Origin of the sequence: Xenorhabdus littoralis (genome assembly GCF_033949345.1) — a bacterium.
GTDB lineage: Bacteria > Pseudomonadota > Gammaproteobacteria > Enterobacterales > Enterobacteriaceae > Xenorhabdus > Xenorhabdus littoralis.
Genome location: NZ_VCDP01000015.1, coordinates 88,096 through 113,289 on the forward strand (window position 1 = coordinate 88,096; position 25,194 = coordinate 113,289).

The 25,194-nt window shown below is 43.6% G+C and carries 13 protein-coding genes and 2 pseudogenes; 3 read left to right on the forward strand and 12 right to left on the reverse strand.

Features of this window, described 5'->3' with window-relative positions; translation table 11 throughout:
* Window positions 1-8: 8 nt before the first annotated feature.
* Entirely contained in the window at window positions 9-968 is a 960-nt protein-coding gene (locus tag FE394_RS04760) for an SDR family NAD(P)-dependent oxidoreductase (protein ID WP_319925256.1), read from the reverse strand.
* Window positions 969-1,333: 365 nt separating this feature from the next.
* On the opposite strand from FE394_RS04760, the gene FE394_RS04765 reads away from it, so the two are divergent.
* Window positions 1,334-1,861, forward strand: coding sequence for an AAA family ATPase (locus FE394_RS04765; RefSeq protein WP_319925257.1), 528 nt, complete (start codon window positions 1,334-1,336; stop codon window positions 1,859-1,861).
* A gap of 294 nt (window positions 1,862-2,155) precedes the next feature.
* On the opposite strand, the gene FE394_RS04770 is transcribed toward FE394_RS04765, so the two are convergent.
* The 11 genes and pseudogenes from FE394_RS04770 to FE394_RS04820 form a co-directional block, all read right to left on the reverse strand.
* A complete protein-coding gene (locus tag FE394_RS04770) occupies window positions 2,156-7,282 on the reverse strand; it encodes a type I polyketide synthase (RefSeq protein WP_319925258.1) in 5,127 nt (1,708 codons plus the stop codon).
* 64 nt (window positions 7,283-7,346) lie between these two features.
* Window positions 7,347-9,821, reverse strand: a complete 2,475-nt coding sequence (locus FE394_RS04775; protein WP_319925259.1) for a pentapeptide repeat-containing protein — start codon at window positions 9,819-9,821, stop codon at window positions 7,347-7,349.
* Window positions 9,822-9,825: 4 nt separating this feature from the next.
* Entirely contained in the window at window positions 9,826-10,482 is a 657-nt protein-coding gene (locus FE394_RS04780) for a hypothetical protein (protein WP_319925260.1), read from the reverse strand.
* Window positions 10,483-10,497: 15 nt separating this feature from the next.
* Complete coding sequence (locus tag FE394_RS04785; RefSeq protein ID WP_319925261.1) at window positions 10,498-11,748, reverse strand: hypothetical protein; 1,251 nt, start codon at window positions 11,746-11,748, stop codon at window positions 10,498-10,500.
* Window positions 11,741-12,169 (reverse strand): hypothetical protein, encoded by a 429-nt coding sequence (locus FE394_RS04790; RefSeq protein WP_319925262.1) that lies wholly within the window; start codon window positions 12,167-12,169, stop codon window positions 11,741-11,743. Before FE394_RS04790 ends, FE394_RS04785 begins: the two co-directional genes overlap by 8 nt.
* Window positions 12,170-12,178: 9 nt before the next feature.
* Window positions 12,179-16,189, reverse strand: coding sequence for a C-type lectin-like domain-containing protein (locus FE394_RS04795; RefSeq protein ID WP_319925263.1), 4,011 nt, complete (start codon window positions 16,187-16,189; stop codon window positions 12,179-12,181).
* 474 nt (window positions 16,190-16,663) lie between these two features.
* Window positions 16,664-16,816, reverse strand: a pseudogene (locus FE394_RS04800) (IS256 family transposase); the annotation flags it as partial.
* 53 nt (window positions 16,817-16,869) lie between these two features.
* Window positions 16,870-17,085: pseudogene (locus FE394_RS04805) on the reverse strand (DDE-type integrase/transposase/recombinase); the annotation flags it as partial.
* Between the two features lie 575 nt (window positions 17,086-17,660).
* Window positions 17,661-19,049: a Re/Si-specific NAD(P)(+) transhydrogenase subunit beta gene (pntB, locus tag FE394_RS04810; protein WP_319925264.1), complete on the reverse strand. Its 1,389-nt coding sequence runs from the start codon at window positions 19,047-19,049 to the stop codon at window positions 17,661-17,663.
* A gap of 10 nt (window positions 19,050-19,059) precedes the next feature.
* Entirely contained in the window at window positions 19,060-20,592 is a 1,533-nt protein-coding gene (gene pntA / locus FE394_RS04815) for a Re/Si-specific NAD(P)(+) transhydrogenase subunit alpha (protein ID WP_319925265.1), read from the reverse strand.
* Between the two features lie 508 nt (window positions 20,593-21,100).
* Window positions 21,101-21,898 carry a Thoeris anti-defense Tad2 family protein gene (locus FE394_RS04820; RefSeq protein ID WP_319925266.1) on the reverse strand — a complete coding sequence of 266 codons (798 nt, stop codon included), beginning with the start codon at window positions 21,896-21,898 and terminating at the stop codon, window positions 21,101-21,103.
* A gap of 551 nt (window positions 21,899-22,449) precedes the next feature.
* Between FE394_RS04820 and ydgH the strand changes: the two genes are divergently transcribed.
* Both ydgH and FE394_RS04830 read left to right on the forward strand, forming a co-directional pair.
* On the forward strand, window positions 22,450-23,403 hold the full coding sequence (gene ydgH / locus FE394_RS04825; protein ID WP_319925267.1) for a DUF1471 family protein YdgH: 954 nt from the start codon (window positions 22,450-22,452) through the stop codon (window positions 23,401-23,403).
* A 318-nt stretch (window positions 23,404-23,721) separates the two neighbouring features.
* Window positions 23,722-25,113 carry a basic amino acid/polyamine antiporter gene (locus FE394_RS04830; protein ID WP_319925268.1) on the forward strand — a complete coding sequence of 464 codons (1,392 nt, stop codon included), beginning with the start codon at window positions 23,722-23,724 and terminating at the stop codon, window positions 25,111-25,113.
* Window positions 25,114-25,194 lie beyond the last annotated feature (81 nt).

The window sequence follows — 25,194 nt, forward strand, 5'->3', positions numbered from 1 at the left end:
GAGTGCAATTAATGGCCTGAAAACGCATTTATGTTTGTGAGGTCCGCTGTGAAATTCCACAACTTTAAGGCTTCAGTTGGATCAACCGCGTACTCACAAACACCGACAAAGGGCTCTTCATATTCTGATGAGAGAGCTGTGACATCACAATCTTCACAATAAAGTCCCCCTAGTCCTTTTAGCTCTGGACTTGTTGCCGCCCATACCCCAGTTGCAGCCCCCTGAGCTGGGGACTTAAAGGTTAAATCAATCGGATTACCGTTCTTATCCATCCATCCCTCGTTTGTCATTTCTTCATTTGTCAGGTGCCTTTGGAGAGGGGTGAAGATTTTACCTGGATGCAAAGAAAATGCCCTGACATCCCTTCTTTGACCATAAATATCTAACTGCAAAGCAAAAAGAATATTAGCAGTTTTGGACTGACCATAAGCGATCCATTTGTCATAACCATTAGTGAAATGGATATCATCCCATCTGATTGGAGAATTATGATGCCCTGCGGATGAAACACATACTACTCTTCCTCCAGAGCGGATATTATTCCATATCAAATTTACCAGCACATAATGGCCGATATGATTTGTAGCAAATTGAGACTCCCAACCCAAACCAACTCTTCTTTCGGGACAAGCCATGATTCCAGCATTGCATATCACAAAATCGAAATTATAGCTGCAGGTAGTTACAAAAGACGCAAAATCCCTTATCGAGCTGATATCTGAAAGATCAAGCTGAAAAATTGTAACATTCGACAATTCGCTTAGAGCCTTAGAAGCACTTTCTACATTCCGCGCACCTACAACTACATGTACACCTGCTTTTGAAAGTGCTTTAGTTGCTTCAAATCCCAGTCCAGAGTGTCCACCCGTGATAAGTGCTGTTTTACCCTGAAGATCTAGATCTTCAAGCACGTCAGAAGCTGAAGATAATGAATTGAATCCTGAATTAATTGGCTTTTGTATTATCATAAAATCTCCAAACTCTGTTATATGTGGGCTTGTACTCCACGAGGTGGGCTTGTACTCCACGAGATGCAATTTCGTTTAGAATGGCATCAATCTGCTTTGCAGATTCGTAAAAACAACGTCATTGATTTTGGTATATTTCTGATACGAAAAGAAAATAAGTCATAGCCCATGTCTTTGGTCTCTGAACAGGTGAAATCTGCCGAAAATTGCTCGACTTGTTGGCTCATACCAAGCATTTTCCTTACTGCATCAGCATGAAAACCGAGCAGGGTCTGAGGTATTCCGGCGTACCTTATGTTATCCTGATATCTTACGGTGAAACGCCGTCTTGAAAAAAGAATGCCGATAAAAAAGAGTATTAAATAATGATTGTTTTAATTGCTGGTGCCTCACATACAGGAAAAACCTTGCTGGCACAGAGGTTATTAGAGAAATACAATATAACATACCTATCAATTGACCATCTGAAAATGGGTCTGATAAGAAGTGGGAATACAAAGTTAACGCCAGAAGACGATGAGGAGCTTGAATCGTATCTTTGGTCTATTGTTAAAGAAATCATCAAGACAGCAGTCGAAAATAATCAGAATATTATCATTGAAGGAGGATACATTCCTTTTGATTGGAAAAAATATTTTCCAGATAACTATCTGAAAAAAATCCAATTTCACTGCCTTGTGATGACTAAAAAATATATAGAGAATCATTTTTCGGATGTTAAAAAATATGCGAATGCTATTGAATTGCGGTTAGATGACTCGCATTGCACACTTGAATCAATGATTGAAGAAAATGAATACAATTTAAGAATGTGCAATGAACATGGTTGTGATTATATTTTGATAGATTCGGAGTATAAACCCGATCTTGAACTCATTAATTCGAGAGCATAAAAAAGTGTGGGGCGCTTTATTCAGTTCGTGATAAATGAGCAACTAAACGTACTTTTGTCATGCACCTCACCATGAAAGCCTATGTCGTTAAAGTGGCACTTCGGGGTATCAGTTCTATGGTCTGGTGCAATTTCAGGCTATCAAGCGAGACTTCTTTAGCGGTTTTGTGAAACAAGGGAGCATAAATGCCCCACACTTTTTTATGCTCTCCTAGTCCGATAAGTTTCCTATTGAAACTAAATCGTAACTACGTGTCTCTGAATTGGCTGTTCTTAAACAATTCGAAGGTTATTCCTACTTCGCAATTGCCTTAACTTGCAATCGATATGTAATCAATGATGCAAGTTCAGCCAGCGGCTTATCACTTAACAACAATTCCAGCGGAATATCCAAACGTAATTGTTTGTTGATTTTTTGTACCAACATTAAACCATTCAATGAATCAATACCGTTGTTAGTCAAAGGTAGATCGGGATGGAATACTTCTGTTGACGTCCCAACAATCTCACCACAAAAGGTTTGTAGCAAGCTAACGATATCGTCCAGATCACTCACTGCAAGCGCCGCTTCTATGGGTAAAGTCTGAACCACATTTTCTTGCTGAATATCACGCAATAGCGGTAGGTGACGCATCTGGCTGGACAGTAAATTTGACCAATTCGTCAAGAACGGCACCAGTTGCGGCTCAATCCGAGCAAACAAGCGCTCTAAAACAGCTAATCCTTCCTCTGAACCAAATGGCTGTAAGCCACTATTTTCCAGTATTGGCAGCGTTCGACTATCCCGCAAAGCGATCCCCGCTTCCCATGGCCCCCAATTAAGGCTTAACGCAGGTAAACCTTGCTGACGCCGTAAACAGGCCAGACTATCCAACATAGCGTTAGCCGCTGCGTAAGATGCCATACCCGGTAAAGCCAATAATGCCCCCAACGAGGAAAACATAACAAAATGCTCTAAAGGTGCATCAGCCAACGCTTGATGCAATGTCCAGGCAGCTAATGCTTTAGCGGCAAATACTCTATCAAACGCCTCGGGGCTGAGTTCACGATATCCCTGATCTTCAACATGCGCAGCGCAATGAATCACCCCACGCAGCGGCTGGCTGGCTTGTTGTCGATACTCAGCCAAACAAATGTGGGTCTTTTCCACATCACCGAGATCAACCGGCAGATAATTAGCCTCGATCCCTTGTTGATGCAGCATTTTCAATAACTCTTGATCAGCCGTATCAAGGGCACGACGACGCCCGATCAATAACAAATGTCGAGCACCATGCTGTACCATCCAGGGGATCAATTGACGCCCCATATCACCAAAAGCACCAGTCAGCAGATAGCAGCCATCTGGACGAAAACGCACTGGTGGTAGCGCGGGTATTTCAGGTAATGGCACAAGGCGTAGCACATAACGCTGATCATGGCGCAGAGCTAATTGATCCTCGCCATCATCTATCAATAGCGCGTCCCACCATTTGGCTGGAGCCGTGGTACTGTCAATATCCAGTAATCCACCCCATAATGCAGTTGCTTCCTGTTGACCAATAACGCGCATCATTCCCCATAATGCGGCGGCAAATGGATCGGGCTGATCCTGCTCAGTGATTTGATGAGCACGTTGAGTCACTATCCACAAACGTGGTTTTATCGACCGTTCGGCCAGCGCCGCACACAAATGGATCAACGAATGATAAGCCATCCGCGGAGCCTGCAACGGCCAGAGGATCAGGATCCTTTCGGTTTCAACAGGAAGAGTATCAACTAATTCTTGAATTTTCTGATAACTGTCAGGCAGACCAGAATACAACGAGGCACACCCACCACGGCGTTGCAACTCATCAACTAACTCTTCTGCCAGAGCGTTTTCACCCCCAAGGATAGCCCATTGCGTCACAGACTCTGTTGATGGCTGAGCGGGCAGTTTACGCCACTGTGGTTGGCCGACAACCAGATTGTGCAGTTTGGCAGACAAGCTGTTTTTTCTATTACCAACAAGCTGAACGCAAAACCCGCTGATCTGACAAAGCAACATACCGCTATCAGTATAGACGTCAATATCACCAAGCCATTGTTGTTGTGTCTGCTTAGTATTTCGGGCATGGGCATGAACCCGACCTGACAATTTACCATTGATACGCAAATGCTGAATACTGACCGGGATACGGAACTCGTTGGCAGGAATTGGCGCGTGAATATCAGCAGACTGAATCGCCAACAATGATTGGAAGATGCCATCCAAAGCCGCTGGGTGAAAATTCATTCCCTCCGGTGCAGGTGGTAATTCAATCTCACAGATTGTTTCTTCTTTACCAACAAACGCATGGCGCAGAGTACAAAAAACACCACTATAACTGAAATGCAGATGTTGAAATGCCTGATACAACATCTCTTGGTTCCACATGCAAGGATAGCGATCATTTACCGCTAATGGAGGAATAGCACAAGCAGTAGCACCCGGTACAACGATGTTCACCTGTGCACTGGCTGCAAGTTGGTAATGTACACTATCATCCAGATTACGGGTAATGTGTACTTGCACTTCCATTCGCTGGCGATCTAGCTGTGTCTTTAACCTGAATTCTATGCCTGGCTCTAGCAATAAAGCCGATTGCAACACAATATTATCAAGCGCTAATCCAACGTCAGGAAAACAGATACGAGCCGCCGCCAACATGATTTCAATATAGCCCGCAGCCGGAAACATTGCATTTCCCATGACAACATGATCGAGTAACCAAGGCACTTGTTCTACAGCCAACTCAGCTTGCCAACTCTCGCTGCCCGGCTGAGCTTCGCCCAATAATACACCGCTCAATATACGTAATCGGCGGCGACGGCTAATCTCTGGCTCATACCAATAAGATTGCTGATGCCAGGAGTAAATGGGTAGATCAATTGGGCAAGCGGTAGGCATCAGAGTCCGCCAGTCCGGTTCAACCCCAGCTTCAAACAGCTGTCCTAACAGTTGTGGCCAGTTCTGTCCTGAGCGACAAGCAAACACCTGTCCTCGATAAGGCTGGCTCCAATCCTTTAATCCTGCACTCAGTAGGGATTTAGGTGAAATTTCCAGAAAATGGTGAAAACCCGCTTTGAGCATGTTTTCTACCGCATCGTCAAAACGGAATAGCGAGACGACATTGTCAGCCCAATGCTCGGGACTCAACTTCCCATTAATCAACTCCCCAGTGACTGATGAAAACACTGGCAACAAAGGTTCTGCCGCGGGAACGGCTGCCGCATCCGCAGTCAGCCCAGCCCTGATTGACTCTATATAATGGGAATGAGAAGCAATTCTATAATTGAGCCAACTACTGGCGATACGTTTCTGCTTTAAGCGCTCAGCAACCGAGGTTAATTCACTTATAGGCCCGGACAATAAGCAACGGTCGATACTATTACGCCCAGCTATCACCACGGCAGGCTCGGCACCGGGAGCTGACAAATGAGGTAATATCTGCTCAACTGTCGCTGCTACGATTAATAATCCACCGCCTTTATTCAGTACACGTTGCAGATAATGATAACGTTGATGTAAAAGTGTCAGCGCCTGCGTCAGATCATAAATTCCCGCCAGATAACAAGCCGCCATTTCACCGGAACTATGACCAAGTAATGCTGCTGGTTTGAATCCCCACTTCTGCAACTGCGCAGCCATTGATATCTGCACGGCAAACTGCATTGGCGGTTCTGTCAATTCATCGGCAGAGATCAATGCCGCATATAAGGAAGGTGCAGAAAATCCCGTCCAAATTGCCTCACAACGCTCGAATTGTTCCGTAAACTCGGGAAATTGCTGAAACCAAGCTATAGCATCTTTCCAATCTTCACTGCCAATACCCGCAAATATCCAAGCCAGACGATCAACTTTTTTATGATTCTGCTTCGACGACACATTCAGATTAGTCAACTGCTGCTGTAACTGTTTTCGGTTACTGAATGCTACCCCCTTACGTAACGGAAAGCGGTGACGAGTCGTCGCCAGGCTATAGCATAAATCATCAAGGGCAATATCTGGCTGCTGTTGCAGCAAATGAGCAATGCTCTGCGCTTGTTGCTTCAGAGAAAACTCAGACTGCGCAGACAATGGCAGCATGAAAGCTTGCCCTTGCGTTGTCCGAAGTTGTACGGAAGATTCAGCATGATTACTCAGCACGACATGAACATTCGTTCCGCCAAAACCAAAGGAATTCACCCCAGCTATCACTTTTCCTTCAGGCAATGGAGTTAACTGCCGTGGAACTTGCAATCCCAATTCAGTAAAACGAATGTAGCGGTTAGGGGGATCGGCATGTAAATTGCCCGGCACTTGCCCTCGTTGTAAACACAATACCGCTTTAATTAATCCAGCAATACCTGCTGCGGCTTCCGTATGACCAATCACCGATTTACACGCGCCAATTAATAATGGGCGATCTATTGGATCTGGCTGACACACCAGCCCCAGTGCTTCTGCTTCTATCAGATCGCCTACCGCGGTCCCAGTACCATGAGCTTCAATATAATCAATCTCTGCTGGAGAAATCCCCGCCTGAGCACAGGCCATCCGAATTACTCGTTGTTGTGCCGCACTACTTGGCTGGGTAATCGTGGGAGTATGACCATCTTGATTTGCTGCCGAACCGTGGATTACTGCCAGAACGGGATCGCCATCCTGTAAAGCTGCGTTTAACGGTTTCAGCAAAACAGCTCCTACCCCTTCACTACGCACATAACCATCAACATTAGCCGAAAAACTATGACAGCGGTTGGTGAGTGATAAAAAACCGGTACGACTTTCCACTACTGAAAAATCAGGCATCAGCATTAACTGGCTGCCACCCGCTAGCGCCAGTTGTGATTCTCCGCGCCGCAAACTTTCACAAGCCAAATGTACCGCCAACAGGGACGATGAACAGGCGCTATCAATAGTCAGAGACGGACCTCGAAAATCAAACATATGGGATATCCGATTCGACAACATGGTTCCCATCGCACCGGTTGAGGTATAACCGGTAGTCTGACGCAAATCAGTCAATTGCAAGTGCATATAATCATGAGTGAAAGCACCGATATAAACACCAACCGCCTGACCCGCCAACGACTTTGGCGCTATTCTCGCCCGTTCCAGCGTTTCCCATGTCACCTGCAACATCAGACGATGCTGTGGATCGATAAAAGGCGCTTCTGTATTACTGATATCAAACACCGCCGCATCAAAACCAGCAACATCAGCGATAAATCCGCCTTCTCGCGCTACCATTCTCCCTGGCAAATTGCGATCCCGGGAACTATAAGCCTGAGTTGACCAACGTTCAGGGGGAACTGGGGTAATCGCGTCACTTGAACCACATAACAGCTGCCAGAATTCCTCTGGGGAGCTAACACCCCCCGGAAAACGGCAACCCATACCGATAACAGCAATCGGCATACTTTCGTTTCTCATCATATTGATATCCATAGCGGTATTCTTTACTCCGATTAGTCGTTTGTCAGATCATTGTTCTTACTTATCAACACCAAGTCGTTGGGCTAGGAATACATTTCGGTGGATGAGGCGGTAATCCCGGCGTCATCAATGATTGATAACTAATACCCGTATTGAGTAACTGATAACGCAAACCACTTGGGCAGGTGGTGGCACCATTCATTGCCTGAGTAATATCAACCGTCACCCCAAAAGCGACATTAACCGGTTGTAATGTATTGTCAGCCGCAATGCGGATGATACGTAATGGCGATCCACCACAAACTTGCAGATGGTTATTGCCGACCTCGCTCACCCGAATTACAACAAAGTTACAATATCCTCGGTAACTCAGATCGGTATCCTGCGGCTGGTTAGAGACAATCCAATATTGATCATTTTGTTTTTCGATGATTTTGGCATTAGGCAACAGGTTATAGCCGTTATCAGTAAATACCTGCCGCAATTCCTTTGATATCACGCCACTATCTAATGAACTCACCAACTCAAGCGCCGCACTGAATAAAGGCACACCTGTCAGCTTCTTGCCTGCTTCCTCAAGCGGCAAAGCTACCGCGCCATTAGTCAGATTAGCTCCAGTCAATTTAGCTTCAGTGAAAATAGTGCCTTGAATTGAAGCAAAGGCCAGAGATGCCGGTTTAAAACCATCAGTTGGTGTCAACTTCGCCCCGCTGAAGTTGGTATTCATCAGATTAGCATAAGCCAAATTTGCACCATGTAACCGTGCCTGAGTGAAATTCATGGTCGCTAAGTTAGCCTTCGACAAGTTGACTTGCTCCAGATTAGCGTTATCAGCTCTGGCGTCGCTGCCGTACCAATGAGCGCCGGACATATCAACCGCATAGAGATTAGCGTCAGTCAGGATAGCATTAGGCATAAATGTGTTGGCAAGAATTGCCGCATTACCGCCATTATCTTGCGCAACGTTTAATTGCCCATCCTGATAGTGAATAAATAACGGTTTACCATCATGTTCCACCAACCAATTCTGACCCGGCTGACGAACCAACACCTCTGCCTGACCGTTGATCAACATCTTTCCCTGATACAGCATTTGATGTAACTGTTCAGGCAGTTGCTGATTATCCAGCGATTGAGCCTCAGCTTCATCCAGATATGTCACTGTGGATAAGGACCCAAATTGAGCACCAGTTAAATTAACATTCTCCAGACTCGCGTTAGACAAATTCGCGCCAACTAAAGAGACACTCCCCAGAACAGTGGCACCGGCCAGATTAGCACCGACCAGAACGGCGCCATTGAGTGATGTATAATTCAGATTTACCTTCTTCATTGACGCCATCAAGAATACGACCTGATCCAACTTCTGCTTACTCAGATTGACCCCATCCATCTGTGCCTGAGTAAAATCAGTTTTGGCGGTAATCGTGGCATCGACCAGATCCATCCCTGTCAGCACCGTTGCTAATAAGGTACTGTCGCTAAGGTTAAGCTGACTATAACCGGTGGTTAACGATAACCGGGCGTTGGTCAGATTAGCGCCACTGAAATTAACATGATTGATATTCGCCCCAGTAAAATCCGTCCCTACTAACGTGGCTTGACTAAAATTCGAAGTCTGCAAAGTGGTATTTTGTAAATTTACCAGCATCATAATCGCCCCGGTAAAATTGCAGGAAGCCAGACTGGCGCCGCTTAGATCAACATTAACCAAATTCACCTGAGATAAATCAGCATCCTCCATTATCACCGAAGGTAACAACGCACCAGAGAAATCCGCACCCGGCGCTTTTAGACGATTCAATACCGGTTGACCACCACTGCTTTTACAGCCGCGAAAAATGGCATTTGGCAGCTCAGCATCAGGCATATTGGTATCGCTACCCACGATACACTTTTCAAAAAGCGCATTTTTACCATGAACATGCGTTAGATCAGTCTTACTTAAATCACAACCACTCAAATTGCAATCATCAACTTTGACATTAGTTAAATCAGCGCCAAGCAATGTCGAACCACGCAGATCGGCATTGGACAAATCGACAGCCATCATCACCATTTCATTCAAATTCTCTCCGGCGAGATAGGCAAAACGCAGATCGGATCTTATTGCTCCCCAGTCTTTAAGATATTCCAGGCTGTTTGTCACTATGGTACGAGTAAATTGGGCTGACAGAGGCGGACTGCTAGTGACTGCCTGCCAAATCAGCCCAGATTGTTGCGCCACCAAATAGCTGTCACCACTATTACTGATACGGCGCAGGCGAAATCCAGATCCTCCTACCTCTTCCAACCGGATCTCAGCAACCGTACCATCGCGCGGTTGATTAGCTTGAGGAGTATTACCGCTCGCAGCCAAATATCGACCATTGCCCACCTGTAACCAAAAGCCAGTAACGCCATAAGCATTAATCATTTGATTAATCGCCCCTGATTGCTTGGCTGACAGCCCAAGCGTACCATCCGCCTGAACAGTAATCAGTTGGCCAGAAGCCGATGCAAATTGCCATTTGCCAGCAAAAGATCTGGATTCACTCATGTCATTATCCTCGCAGCAATTGATTTACAGAAACCTTTCCAGCACTCCCAGCCTGACCACCGCTGGCGCTAATCCCTCCAATACCATATTCTCCATCGGATGCATGAGAACCGTCACCATTTACCCCGCCGCGCCCGGCAATCCCCCCGGCACCACTGGGCTGACCGAGTCCTCCATTCCCGCCATTAGAAGTGGCAGATACCGGTTTTGGTAAGCTAGTCTGGTTATATCTAACCCAAACATGACCGCCATCGCCGCCATCCCCTCCATTGCCGCCATTGCCACCATTGCCACCGTTACCGCCGATCCCCCCCGGCTTGCCTGACGATAACGAATTACCACGGCCACCATTACCGCCATCCCCCCCATTGCCACCGTAACCCGCTATGCCACCATCACCGCCATTACCGCCATTATTGCCAATGCGTACGACACTCTGTACGTCAAAACGGGTACAACGCAGGGCAAACCACCAGCTAGAACCGGATTGACCATCCAGGCCACTCTGACCAGATTGACCATCGCCACCAGAGCTACCGGCAGTGGGTGGCTTACGACGAGAAGCATTCTGGCCATCAGCACCTCGTTGACCATCAGCGCCATTGGCTCCATAGGCACCATTCACACCGTTAGTACCCAAAATTTGAATATCTGCGACCATAACTCCTCCTTGCGGTTATTGTTTTTTGCCGTTGATATAAATTGAACCTACAGCACCGGCTTTTCCGGCAGCTCCTGTGGTCCCCGATGAACCACCCTTACCTGGGCTACCACCGATATAACCCGAACCACCACCACCACCAGCTCCCCCAGAACCACCATTGCCGCCTTTACCACCGGTACCGCCAAGCGCCTCAGCCCCGAACGTCGCACTCTCGTCCTTATAAGTAAAATAGATGTTACCGCCAGCGCCCGCATTACCACCATTACCACATCTACCACCGTTGCCGCCATTACCACCATTGCCGCCATTACCAGCCCTACATTCGCTGGTAGAAGAGCCGCCATTCCCCCCTTTTCCACCATTACCACCATTACCACCGTTACCGCCATCACCACCATTACCGCCTTGTGTCATCATATTCACAAAACCTTTAACGACAACTAAGTTATAATGAACATCACCCGCATCCTCACCGTTACTGCCATCACTTCCTCCGGCGCCATCAGTGCCACTGCCACCTGCGGTACCGTCCGTAGCCTGAGTTGCACAGGAGTTTTTATTATCTTTACCAGCATTACCATTGCTGCCGTCTCTTCCATCAGAACCGTTGTTTCCGCTTCCACCCTTGCCTCCGTCACCTCCAATATTTACAATGGGTTTATCATCATTATCATCTGGAGTTGTTATGACAATTTCGTTCGCTTTAATGGTGCTATTAGTCAAATGAATAATCTTACCGCCAGGTTCAATCGTTATCTTATTAAACACCAAGATAACAGGCGTGCCGTGACTCTTTTTATCTCCAACAATCAATTGGTTACTCGAGGTGACAACGATATCTTTACCACTGTATATCGCGACTTTCATCGGAAAACGTTTAGCGTTCAGAATATCTTCATAATCTTTGACCAAAGGAGAATAACCATAGATATAAGCACGGAAAGCTTTACATATATCAGCATGATTACCGGTGACATTCGCCAACCGTTCAGCTGAATAGGGTTCAGGTAATGGATGATGGGGTTCCATTCCGCCCGGGCCATACTCACTGTCAGGCACCCCGCCAAGCTCCTTCAACTCCTGTATAGTCTGTACAGTAAAAAACGCGGGTGGCACCGTAGCCATTTTTGGATCGTGAGAAAATATTACCGGCCCGTCAAAGTCCGAAGTTTTCAATTGTTTTGGCTGCCGTTCTGTATCGGTCAAATGATAATGCTCACGCAACATAGCCAAAGTTTCGTCAACAGATTTCATTTTATTCATGGGTATTCTCCTCAGTTTGGGTATAAGTTTGCACATTTAAGATCACATTAGCGTCACATATCAGTTGTCCACCCTGTTCAAGCACCAGCGTGTCTACCGCTACTACAATCGGCTGTGAATTTGAGCTGCTAATTTCCAAAATCTCACCATTAGCAATCACCAATTTTCCAATCGCAAAAACATCAACGGTTGCCGGAAATTTTATCGGCGCTTCAACCGGGGGGATACCAGAAAGGGTTAACAGATCCTTTGCTGACAACACTTTTGACTGGTAAGAATGAGCCAACGATTGTGGGTCGTCAGGCCGTAAAGAGCCTTGCGACGAAGATGGAATAACGACTTTCTCCGTTACATCGTTCTCCGAGAGACCTAATAATTGCAAGATCGTTTTAAATCCTGAACTATAACTTTTTAATAACATATTTTTCTCCTAGAAACTGTAGACAGAAATAATCTGCAAATTATTGCCATCTACTGTAGAAATGACCGGGTAACGGGTATCAACATCGGTAATGATGAAATAACCATTTTTATTGATAGTTTCGATAGTTGCCTGATGACTAAGAGGATGTTTGTTTTCAGCAAAGACTACATGGATTTTGTCCATATCGGGTTGCTGGAATATCGGTAATTGATCGATACCCAGATCGAATATCGGTGTGGTTGGTGTCCACTGGCTGATTTGCGGTTGAGTACGTTGATTTTCCCCCAGGAACTTGCCGTAATTCATCGCCACCAAGGTACGGAAGGGAGCTATCGCCAAATGCGCCGCCACAATATGCTGGCGTTTAGTCGGATCAGGTACCAGCGTTGAATCAGGGACAGTGACCAGGAACTTACCGTCAGGCTCATAGATATCAAGGATATAGTCTGTTGGATCGCGCCCTTGATTACGGTGCGACAAAATATAAATATATCCCTTAGATTCAACCGCTATATCCAGATAAGTTATTCCGGCTGGCTTATTCAGCGGCATATAGGACAGATAATCAGCGACTATAATTTCAGCAGGATTCGTTACATCAAGAGTTAACAACCAAGAGCGGGCGCCAGCAAGATCATCAATTTGCCATTTGACACCTTGACCGATAGCAATGACCCGCACGTTACTCAAATCGTTATATACGGATACCGTTGGCCCTTGAGCCGTTAGCGTGTAAGTTGCGGGTTTCTGCGGATCATATACCAACCAGCTCTGTCCTTGCTGTATCACATCAACCGTTGTGCTACCAACTGGGTCAATATTACCGTCTGCGGTCTGGTTATAACTCAGATAGATCCCGTCCTCAGCAAAGGCAGCAATAATCTGCTCATCCAGCACTCCGGCATCCAGTGAATGAATAAAGCTCGGATCACTGTTACTAAACAAGAATGTCAGCCCTTGTTCACGAAATGCTTGTTGTAATGCAGGAGAGAACATCTGGGCATCCAGTGTTGCCTGGTACTCAGCAGTAGGTAGTTTAAACAGTTTTGCCCCTGGAAAACTTGGGAATGGGTTCCCTTTAGTATCGAACGCCTGAATACGGGTATTGATTGTTTCCAATAATAAGATGCGACCATCTGGCGTGACAGTCAGGGCAATTGGCCCATGCATGAGCCCTTGTCGAATCCCCTCGCCAGAGACAATCTGGGCCGCAGGTGCTTGAGCATCCTGGTAACCCTGATCACCCAACGGCAGGATCTGCATCTTGCTGTATTGCCAACTGACTGCAATAACATAACCGCTCGGATGAACCACCATTGCATCTAGATGAGGAATCGTAAACGATCCCCAAGACAGCGGATTATCCGGCAAACTAAAATCATGTTTGCCGTCGCGCAGGTCCACTCGACGCAAGTGATATTCGCCGAATCGTGAGTCAATAATAAAGTTATAAGGGGTGATGGTTTTGTCGTCCGGCCCTTCGCTAAAACTGTTATAGCTGATCAGGGGTTGTACTTTGAAACCCACCTCGGATAATTTCAAACGCTCATTCAGCATGTCGTTGCTCAAAGTGGAAATGTTTTGCAACACATACATCTGACCGCTATTTGGAGGGCTTGATGGATCTTCCAGTGGGATATTCTGACCGGAAGCCTGGTAGCAATAACCCACCTGATAATCTGAATTCAGTATTGTCATATTGACCAGCTTGCAGATGTTATTACCTACATTGCTGCAATTGGTTGAAGATTGGGTTTCCAACGGCACACTGCCTTCAATCCACTGATACTCTTTTTTATCGCTATCGTAAGACAGCTGTTCCCAATATTCGTATTGCGTCACCTGAGTCAGAGGCACCAACATCTCTTTTATATTGTTACTGACGTGCATAATGCCTTCATTATGATCGTCTGGTTGCGCATTCAGCAGCTCACTGACGTAGCTCCCCGCTAACCAACCAGTAGCGGAATAAACATTAGCCTTAATTTTCAGGGTTCCACCCCAACCAACCGAATTGAAATTAAAAATTAGCGGCGTATTGGAACCGGTTGTAGGTAATGGAATAGTCTGGGTGTAGTAGGTGCCGTTGGTATATTCGACTGTCACCTGGCACTGCACTCCCACCGGCGGCCAGATTGCGGTTTCTGGGCGCCCCACTTCACCATGAGCTGGATCGGGATGCAGGGTAAAAGCCAACGTCATCTGGCGCTTGATATCCACTTCCAAAGTGGCTGGCGTAGAGAGCAATTCCCCTGTAGTCACTGCAATCTGAGCCAAATCTAGCGCAATTGCAGCAATCCTAAATGCCCAACCCACCACAGGAACCGCCTGAGCCGCTGCACTGGCTGCTATCTGGGCTGTCACATAAGTGGCTAACTCTTCCAGCCCTTTTTTAGCCAAAATACCAATGCCAATACTGGCTAAAATGGTGAGTGCTTTTTTAGTATTGAATAACGCTGAACCGACAGCGGCACCACCGACAATCAATGGGAAAGCAATACCTGCTAATATGGCAACGTTATCTTTATTAGAAATAAAATCTTTATACCACTGAGTATTGGTCACTGCGGCGCCAGCCAACATAATCAGAGACGGAATACCGTACTGGAACATACCGGTTAAAATCACACCCGGCCAAACAATCGGGTTATCCCAACGGGAAGTTCCCAAACCGCCAAACAAGAACTTAGCGGCTTGGGCTTCAGCCGGCCAAGGCAAACCAAAATTAGTGGGATCAGTGGGCATCGGAATTCCCATGATCGTATTGACGTTAGCCAACACCCCAAGGGCTTTTTGCGATGGCGTTTCGAATAATGCCGCCAATTCTTTAGGGAAATAAAACGGCCAATCACCATCAACTGTTGGATTATCGATCGGCTGTTTCATCTGAGTGTCTTTAAAGAATTGAATATAAACACCTAATTGACGTAAATATTTATTCTTAAAATCAATGGAAAAATGGCTCTGGCCGGGATCGTAATGGATGCTGTCAGGATACACATCCATACCATGATTAGGTGTACGGTTAGTGGCTGTCCAAATTTGACTGGTATTTCGCGGAGCATTCAATACTGAAGCTTGATCTTTGAATTCGGTAACGTCGAGAGACGCACTTTGGCTGACACTCCAGTTATGATTTTGCAAACGGGTATCATTATGTGAAGTTTTCAGCGCATTAGAGGCCGGTGATCCTGAATAATTCTCTGTTTCATCCGATAGATTATATTGCATCACCGGATCACCTTCGGCGAAAATCACCTGCCCATCTTGACCCACCCAGTCAAATTCGTAAACCATCTTGTTGCCATCAGGGTCAACCAATTGGCCATAAGTAGCAAAACCGCTTGTCTCTGTCGCAGGTCCCTGACTCGATATTGATATAGCCAATTCATAAACCCGGTTATATTGCTGTGGGTCTATTTCCTGCGGTGGGGCAATATGTGCATTCATCACAATTGATGCTGCATAAGCCTGACTGTTAGACAATTCCGGGTGGGAAAACACAATAGAACAGGCAACCTCCCATGGTGTTTTCACTTCATTAGCCGCAACCAACAAATCGCTACAATGAATAGGGTTTCGTGCTAAATGTTGGCTATTAACACCGAGAGCGCTAAGTTTACCTGGCAAAGCCGCCGCTATATTATTTACGGCCAGTTTTTCTATGTTACGTTTGGCATAACGACGTAAATGAGCATTAGGGATATGGTAAGAAAGATGGTAAAGAACCGGTAACGAAGAACGATAAGGCCCGGATTTATCACCAACCACTTTAATTAGCGTAACGTGATGAGGTAAAAAATAGTGTTCAGATACCTCCGCGAAATGGCTAATATTGTGTGAACCGTAACGCAGAACCATATCTATTGCAGGATTTTCTCCAGCTGCTCTGGCTAAACTTGACTCATCATGTTCTTGTAACGGTATATTATATTCACCAACCCAAAGGGTTAATTGACTGGATTGGGTACGTAAATGGCCTTGAGCTAGGTCAAAATGTAGAATATGCGTTTTCATTTGGATTTTATCTCTCTAAATGACTATTTTTGTTATCACAATAAATACTCAATAACCGTATAAATAATTCGGCGGAAAACCCCGAAAAATAATTCCCATGAGAATGAATACATCCGCCTATAAACTTATTTTTTAAATGATAAATACCTGAAACTAAGTGAAAAAAGATTTATCTACTTTACAAAAATCAATTGAATGTGACATTTAAGCTATACAATTAATAATATTAATGCAATTTCAAGCTTTTTCCATCAGTTAAAAAAGATATTCATCAGTTAAAAAAGATATTCATGTGACGCATAGCTAAATAACAATTCATAATTATGCTACACATAGACTCCTTCAACTCATTGTTATACATGTAATAATGTTAGCTAATTAATGGTTTCAATTTTAAATCTTTATTATCCGATGTTATTAGCATGAGTTAAATTAAGAGTGCGTTCAGAATTCTGTGTCACGTTAATTTAGCGGTTACAACGTTATCACATTATCCAAACGCCCTTCAAAGTAAATATAGAGTTGCGACAGCGTTAGATTCCAGCTCTGTATTGGCATTGTCCATTTTTCCTGTGCATTGCGAAGCCCCAGATAAAGCAGTTTCATCAGACTGTTTTCATTCGGAAAGGTTGTGTTGCATTAAGGTTTGAAAGTTATCAGAAAGTCGGCTTGCTGATTTTTTAGGCTGCTAGCAGATAGAATTGTTGTGCCGATGACAATCCTTGCCCTTGTGGATGTTGAAACTGCCCTTTGCGTATCATGTGCACCAATTCAATTCCTACCAGCAGGGTCTGGGCTCTTCTGAACGAGCCGAACCCAAGCATCGCTCGCACCCGTCGTTTGATATTTCGATGGTCTTGCTCTATCAGATTATTCAGGTATTTGTTTTGCCGGATTTGGAAGTGATTTATTTATTTTCATTCTGTTATTAACTACTGTAAAACACCTTAAACCCTTTACTTTCACAGAGAGGAAAAAATAAATGTTCCGAAAATGTTTTTATACAGAAAATGAGATATTAGATAATGTATGTTCCCAACTATTATTTTTTAATACAGGGAAACAGCATATCTATATTTTAGATATACACTATTCAATAAATATTTTTTGAAATGGAAAGTAAGGTAGGGCTTTAGCCTTTAAATAAAAATTCCTTGAATTATAATGAGTAATCATAGTTATAAAAATAGAATTAAAGTCATTTATGACCATACTAACACATTATTGTTAGTGGTCATTATTTGCTTTTTTTATTTGTGTGTCAAAAAACAATTAAATACAAATAGTCATATCGCACTGAAAATATTATTTAATACAATTTCATCATCATCCTCAAAAATATTTAGCCTCAGATTAAAACTACGTTCTACGTTCTACGTTCTACGGACTTAGGTTACCTCATGTTAGTAAAAAAGGGCTTTGTGTTATAACACAAAGCCCTAGGTGATTATTAAGGAGTGATGTTATTCAGCTATAAAGTCCGAAGGATTGCTCCTACGCTATCTTTGGCATCACCAAACAGCATCTGAGTATTCTCTTTAAAGAACAATGGGTTTTGTACCCCGGCATAACCTGTATTCATAGAACGTTTAAAGACAATAACATTCTGGGCCTTCCAAACTTCCAATACCGGCATTCCGGCAATAGGACTGGAAGGATCTTCTTGGGCAGCAGGGTTTACAGTGTCATTGGCGCCGATAACTAAGACTGTATCTGTTTCAGCAAAGTCATCATTAATTTCATCCATTTCCAAAACTATGTCATAAGGAACTTTAGCTTCAGCAAGCAATACGTTCATATGACCCGGCAGGCGTCCTGCAACTGGGTGAATGCCAAAACGAACATTCACGCCCTTCTCCCGCAATTTCGCTGTAATGTCATGAACTGGATATTGCGCCTGAGCAACTGCCATACCATAGCCCGGAGTAATGATCACTGACGTGGAGTTTCTCAACAGTTCAGCGACGTCTTCCGCCGTTGTTTCACGATAATCACCCATTTCTTGTTCTTCATCTGTTGCAATGCCGTCAGAACCAAAACCTCCGGCAATGACGCTGATAAAAGAACGGTTCATCGCTTTACACATAATATAAGAAAGAATTGCCCCTGAAGAACCCACTAAGGCACCAGTGACAATCAGTAAATCATTACTTAGCATGAATCCGGCCGCTGCCGCTGCCCAACCTGAATACGAGTTCAGCATCGAAATAACGACGGGCATGTCTGCACCACCGATAGAGGCAACGAGATGCCAGCCAAAAGCGAGTGCGATCATGGTCATTAACAACAGCGTGAAAACCTGTAAACCAATACTTTCGGTTCTGATAAAGGTGAACATCAATATCAAGGATACGATTAACGCGGCCAAATTGAGTTTATGCCGGTGTGGTAACATTAATGGCTTGGAAGAGAGTTTTCCGCGCAATTTACCAAATGCCACAACTGAACCGGTAAATGTCACCGCACCAATGAATACGCCAAGGAAAACCTCCGTCAGATGGATATTCTCCATAATCGGAGTGGCAAAAATATCATGGGTGATGAAGCTATTGAATCCCACTAAAACCGCTGCCAAACCAACAAAACTGTGCAGGATAGCAACCAATTCCGGCATCTGAGTCATTTCGACTTTTTTAGCAAGCCGAATACCAATGACAGCACCGATGACCATTGCCAAAATAATCCAGCCAACTTTACCGGCGTCAGGCCCCAAAATAGTCGCAACCAACGCGATCGCCATCCCGACGATGCCGAAAATGTTCCCTCGTTTGGAACTTTCATGACGGGAAAGCCCTGCAAGACTGAAAATGAATAAAATGGCGGCAACAATATATGCCGCAGTAACCACTCCGTTCGACATAAGTTACCCCTTATCCTTTACGAAACATTTTCAGCATACGTTGAGTGACAGTAAAGCCACCAAAAATATTAATGCTGGCAATTAACACGGCAATAAATGAGAAGAAACTTACCCATCCCCCTTCACCAATTTGTAATACTGCTCCAACGACAATAATTCCTGAAATAGCATTGGTGACAGACATTAATGGTGTATGCAATGAATGACTGACGTTCCAGACAACGTAATAACCTACGATACAAGACAGAGCAAATACGGTGAAATGAGATAAAAACTCCTTTGGCGCAACATGTGCCAGCCAACCATACAGAATGATAGCCAGTGCGAGCACTCCATATTTCAGCCACGGAGATGTCGGTTTTTCTGCTGGTTTATCATTTTTCTTCAGCGATGCTGGTGTGGTGGCGGGTTGGGCAGAAACCTGGATCGGAGGAGCCGGCCATGTGATTTCTCCTTCTTTAATCACTGTGACACCACGCACAACGACATCGTCAAAATCAATGGTGATTTCTCCGTTTTTTTCTTTGCACAGTAACTTCAGCAAATTAACCAGATTGGTTCCGTAGAGTTGTGATGATTGAGTAGGTAAACGGCTCGGTAAATCAGTGTAACCGATAATTTTTACACCATTTGGTGTCACGATGAGCTGATCCGCTTGTGTATATTCGCAGTTACCACCGTTTTGGGCAGCCAGATCGACAATCACACTGCCAGGCTTCATGGAATCGATCATTTCTTTGGTGATAAGCCGTGGTGCTGGTTTCCCCGGTATCAACGCGGTAGTAACGATGATATCAACCTCTTTCGCCTGCGCAGAAAACAATTCCATTTCTGCTTTAATAAAGGCTTCTGACATGACTTTTGCATAGCCGTCACCGCTACCGGCATCTTCTTTGAAATTCAATTCCAGAAATTCAGCACCCATACTTTGTACTTGTTCTTTCACTTCCGGACGTGTATCAAAAGCACGAACAATTGCACCGAGGCTACCCGCAGCACCAATTGCGGCCAAACCTGCAACACCCGCTCCGATGATCATGACCTTGGCTGGTGGTACTTTACCTGCTGCTGTAATCTGCCCCGTGAAAAAACGTCCAAATTCATGGGCGGCTTCAACAATGGCACGGTAACCCGCAATATTCGCCATTGAACTGAGGGCATCTAAGGATTGAGCGCGGGAAATTCGCGGGACGGAATCCATGGCCATAACTGTAATCTGGCGTTCGGACAACTTTTCCATTAATTCCGGATTCTGTGCTGGCCAAATAAAACTGATTAACGTAGCCCCTTCTTTCATTAAGGCGATTTCATTATCTTCAGGAGCATTCACTTTAAAAATAATGTCTGATTGCCAAACTTGGTGATGTTCTACAATCTCGGCGCCTGCTTTTTGATAAGCGATATCATCAAAACTGGCAAGCCGCCCTGCTCCCGTCTCAACAGTAACGATGAATCCCAACTTACGCAATTGTTCCACGGTTAATGGAGTGGCAGCAACGCGAGCCTCATTGGAAAATCGCTCTTTTGGTACACCAATATGCATAATTTTTCCTTCTATAAGAATGAAATATTACCGATTATTACCTGCTGAAGCCTATTTAACGATTAGATTGACTTTATTGCTTCAATCAGCAAGACCTATCAATAAAACAAAAAATAGTAACAACCAAAAAATAATATCAATAACCTAGCATAATAATGTCATAAAAAATAAAATTTAATAAATACAAAAAAGTACACGTGTATGTAAAAATCGCAATTGTACAAACTATAAGAATACACTCAATACATTCTATAGAAATTGATTCTATGCTGGTTATATAGAAAAAATGAAGGAAAATTTAAAGTAGAAATGCAAAAGCTGTTACCACTGTAGGATCCATGCTGGAGCTGGGAGTGGTTTTAGACGCTGGATAGTTGGCTTTGATGTACAGTGTGGATACGGAGGTGGGATATGATTAGGGTGATTGCGATGGTAAATACGAAAAAGGCCATGCCGGAGCGCAGCCTTGAGTTCAGGAAAAAGGTAAGCCCTGTAAATAAGTTTATAGTTACCGCCAATAGCAATAAATGCGGATGGTTTTTCCTACTGATTTCTCCAATAAACTACCGAATCTGTCTATGTCATCACTTTCATCATATATATTGGCAGCTAGATAAACATCACCAGGAACATTATTTTTATCTATCAATGGATCTGATGACTTACCTAAATAATAGAATACATTGTCGGCTTTTATAGCAAGATAATTATATTTAAACAGTTCCAGTACTGTATTTAAGGCTTTGTTATTCGGTTCAGTTGTTATACTCCACCGAATAATAGGATCTACTGATGTCACATCGTAGTAGAAAGCAAAAGAACCTATAATATTGTTCGTGATATCATCCTTATTCTTATTTGGAAGTATCTGAAACTTACCAAAATAACCATGTAAAGGCTTACCGCGGGGGTCATAAGAATATCCCCATCTAGAACCATCACTTCCCACAGTGAGATCGAAACTCATCTCATACTCTTTTGATTCTGATAACTGTTCCCAATCATTCGCCATCAAATCTTCTTGGGTTGGCGTCCAAACTTGTTCACTATATGCGTCACATATCCAAATCTGAGGTAGAGTATAGGTTCCATTATCACGCGTTGACCTTGGAATAAGCTTTATATAATTAACTTTAGATATCCAACCAAAACGGGTAACAGATTTTCCCGAATACACCCGGAGTAGCGCCCATGGGAAAGATCCCCAAGGTACATTGCTATTGTCATCGTTGGCCTGATATTGCTTTTGCTTTTGATTGAATGGGTTATTAGGATCAGTATTCTCTGGCTTATTAATTTCAGACATAAATACCTCATTTATATTTGTTAAATAAAGTTAAAGGCCATTTCATCCTACGGCTAAGCCACTGAAATTTTACTTAATTTAGGCATTATCTCAATCAATCTCCATCCACAGAAAGGCTTATAATTTGACAGGTGGTGAGTGATTTATAGGCGACACAGGCGGTATGTTGTCGAGTTAAACACGAACAGACAAGTCGTCTCTATCGGATTTAGTGACCATTTTTCCTTGGGGTTTGTCATTGATCATTAATCAGTTATTGACATAACACTTCCCTCAAAAAATAATATTGGTTTTAATGTAGGTCATGTATGCAATCATCTGCACATTTCTCATGAAACAAGATGAAAATTCATGAATAACATTGAATGTCATAGGGGTAGCAATGGAAAAATAATCATTTAAAATCACGAGAATAAATGAAGTTCCGTGAATAATTATGTGAATATGAGAATGTATGGCATTATTACATGTAAATAATTGCGTTCTATGTGATACATAACAATGTTCAGCACGTTATAAATATTTTAATGCGCAAGGCGAAAGGATTTTTTATGAAGCTGAAGACAACGATCATCGCTACAGCGGTGTTTTCATTAACCTCGATTACTGCTGCACATGCGGCTAAAGAATTGACCCCAGAACAAGCCGCAGAGCTTAAACCCTTTGAGCGAATCGCAGTCACTGGTCGTTTTAATGCAATTTATGAAGCGGCTGATGCTGTTTCTCGTCAGGCGGATAAAAAAGGCGCTGAGAGTTTTTATATCCAAAGCCTAGACGATCTCAATGGACGTGGTAATTTGCGTGTTGTAGCTGATTTATATCATAAAGATGCAGAAAAAGCAGATAAAACAACAAATTACCGTATCTATCTTGGTATCAAAGAGTTACCTAAAACAGAAGCGACCACTTTGGAACCTTTCGATACAGTAACAGTAAATGGTTATTACCCTACTGACCCTGATATGAAAGAAGCTATTGCCAAAGCAGCCAAAAAGAAAGATGCGGTATCTTTCTTTATAGTTCGTGACATTGCCCCAAATAATGGTGGAAACCAGATAGTCACAGCCTATGTCTATAAAGAAGACGCACCAAAACGTGAAATTCAATCTAATGATGCAGTCATCCCTGCCGATTCTGACGCTGGACGCCAAGCTCTGGCACAAGGTGGTGAAGAGGCTAAAAAAGTGGAGATCCCGGGTGTTGCTTCTTCAACTTCAACAAGCAATGTGATTGGACGCTTTTTTGAAACCCAGACATCAAAAGGTGGACGCTACACTGTAACCCTACCTAACGGAGCAAAAATTCAAGAATTGAATAAAGCATCTGCTGCTCAAATGGTTCCCTTTGATTCCATCACTTTTTCTGGCTATTACACTACTGCACCGGAAGTTTCTTATCAGGTTGCAAAGCGTGCGGTAGAGAAAGGCGCAAAATACTATCACGTTACGAGAGAATGGCAGTCTAATGGTGGTAATGTCACCATCAGTGCTGATTTATTCAAATAATCAGAACTCTCTTTTCCAGATTATGAACAAGGCATAAAGATTTTTGTGCCTTTTTTTATTCTGTTCCTTTCATTATTTCTTGTGACCATTGTCTTCGAAGAAACATTTTTTAACAAAGTGACATTTTACGAGGACCATAGCTTTATGCATAAAATTTATATTTTTTTGCATAGTCACCCATTGCATACAATCCTTTCACTCCGTAGAATCCCCCTGTTTTTTTAGGTTTATTGACTAAAAATGCCCAATATGTGTTCGGTATTCAGGACAACTGTTCTGGCTAATCGCGTTGATTATATTATTTTTGGGAACGTATCTTTGGAAAAGAAATTAGGCCTAGCGTCTCTGACAGCACTAGTACTCAGCTCTATGGTTGGAGCCGGAGTATTCAGTTTGCCACAAAACATGGCACAGGTTGGCAGTCCTTCTGCATTAATGATTGGTTGGGGAATAACAGGCATAGGTATTCTCTTTTTAGCCACGTCCTTGCTTTTGCTTTCACGTCTTCGCCCTGATTTGGACAGCGGTATTTTTACTTATGCAAAGGAAGGATTTGGGGAGTTAGTTGGATTTTGTTCTGCTTGGGGGTATTGGTTTTGCGCCATTATCGCTAATGTCTCTTATTTAGTTATTGTCTTTGCGGCATTAAGTTTTTTTACGGATACCGAACATTCAGTGATTTTCGGTGATGGAAATACATGGCAATCGTTGATTGGTGAATCTATCTTACTTTGGTTTGTTCATTGGTTGGTATTACGCGGGGTACAAACTGCTGCGGTAGTCAACCAGTTGGCAACGATGGCAAAACTATTGCCGCTAGGTATTTTTATTGTTTTGGCTGTCATTGCTTTCAAAATGGATGTGTTCTCTTTTGATTTCACTGGTATTGAAATGGACGTTCCTGTCTGGCAGCAAGTTAAAGATACGATGCTAATCACTTTGTGGGTTTTCATTGGCGTTGAAGGTGCTGTTGTGGTTTCAGCCCGAGCCAAGAAACGTAAAGATATCGGTCTCGCAACTATTATGGCCGTTATTTCAGCATTAAGCGTTTATGTGCTCGTTACCCTACTTTCATTGGGATTAGTTACTCGTCCTGAATTAGCTGATATGCGTAATCCTTCGATGGCTAATCTAATGGTTGGATTAATGGGGGCTACAGGCAAAATCGTGATTATTGCTGGTTTGATTATTTCTGTTTGCGGCGCCTATCTGAGCTGGACGATTATGGCCGCAGAAGTCCCCTTCATTGCTTCTTTACACGGTTCGTTTCCGAAGGAATTTAATAAACAAAACAACAAAAAAGCGCCTGAGTCATCACTTTGGATAACAAACGGTGTAGTTCAGATCTTTTTGGTTTTAATCTGGTTAAGTGGCAGTAATTACAACACATTACTTTCTATTGCTTCAGAAATGATCCTTGTGCCCTATTTTCTGGTGGGCGCTTTTTTAATGAAAGTGGCTTTTGAACGCAGTAGCCGAGCTTTATTAGCAATAGCTATCGGTGCTTGTACTTATGGCTTATGGTTGCTTTATGCATCAGGTTTAATGAATTTACTGCTTTCTGTTGTGCTATATGCTCCCGGATTATTAGTTTTTCTATATGCTCGCAAGCAAAACAAAGCAAGAACACCGTTAAATATGATGGAAGTATCAGCTATTGTGGTTCTGTTTCTAACAACTATCCCAGCTAGCTGGTTGTTAATGAAATAATTTTTTCAACACCAAACAACACCAAACCGATTTAATAAGAGGAGAAGTAAAATTTCTCCTCTTATTTTATGGCTTTAGCCA

Coding starts and splice junctions, on each gene's coding strand:
- pntA (WP_319925265.1), bottom strand. CDS start 20,592: ATGCATATTGGTGTACCAAAAGAGCGATTTTCCAATGAGGCTCGCGTT.
- FE394_RS04775 (WP_319925259.1), bottom strand. CDS start 9,821: ATGAGTGAATCCAGATCTTTTGCTGGCAAATGGCAATTTGCATCGGCT.
- FE394_RS04760 (WP_319925256.1), bottom strand. CDS start 968: ATGATAATACAAAAGCCAATTAATTCAGGATTCAATTCATTATCTTCA.
- FE394_RS04770 (WP_319925258.1), bottom strand. CDS start 7,282: ATGATGAGAAACGAAAGTATGCCGATTGCTGTTATCGGTATGGGTTGC.
- pntB (WP_319925264.1), bottom strand. CDS start 19,049: ATGTCGAACGGAGTGGTTACTGCGGCATATATTGTTGCCGCCATTTTA.
- FE394_RS04765 (WP_319925257.1), top strand. CDS start 1,334: ATGATTGTTTTAATTGCTGGTGCCTCACATACAGGAAAAACCTTGCTG.
- FE394_RS04780 (WP_319925260.1), bottom strand. CDS start 10,482: ATGGTCGCAGATATTCAAATTTTGGGTACTAACGGTGTGAATGGTGCC.
- FE394_RS04795 (WP_319925263.1), bottom strand. CDS start 16,189: ATGAAAACGCATATTCTACATTTTGACCTAGCTCAAGGCCATTTACGT.
- FE394_RS04785 (WP_319925261.1), bottom strand. CDS start 11,748: ATGAATAAAATGAAATCTGTTGACGAAACTTTGGCTATGTTGCGTGAG.
- ydgH (WP_319925267.1), top strand. CDS start 22,450: ATGAAGCTGAAGACAACGATCATCGCTACAGCGGTGTTTTCATTAACC.
- FE394_RS04790 (WP_319925262.1), bottom strand. CDS start 12,169: ATGTTATTAAAAAGTTATAGTTCAGGATTTAAAACGATCTTGCAATTA.
- FE394_RS04820 (WP_319925266.1), bottom strand. CDS start 21,898: ATGTCTGAAATTAATAAGCCAGAGAATACTGATCCTAATAACCCATTC.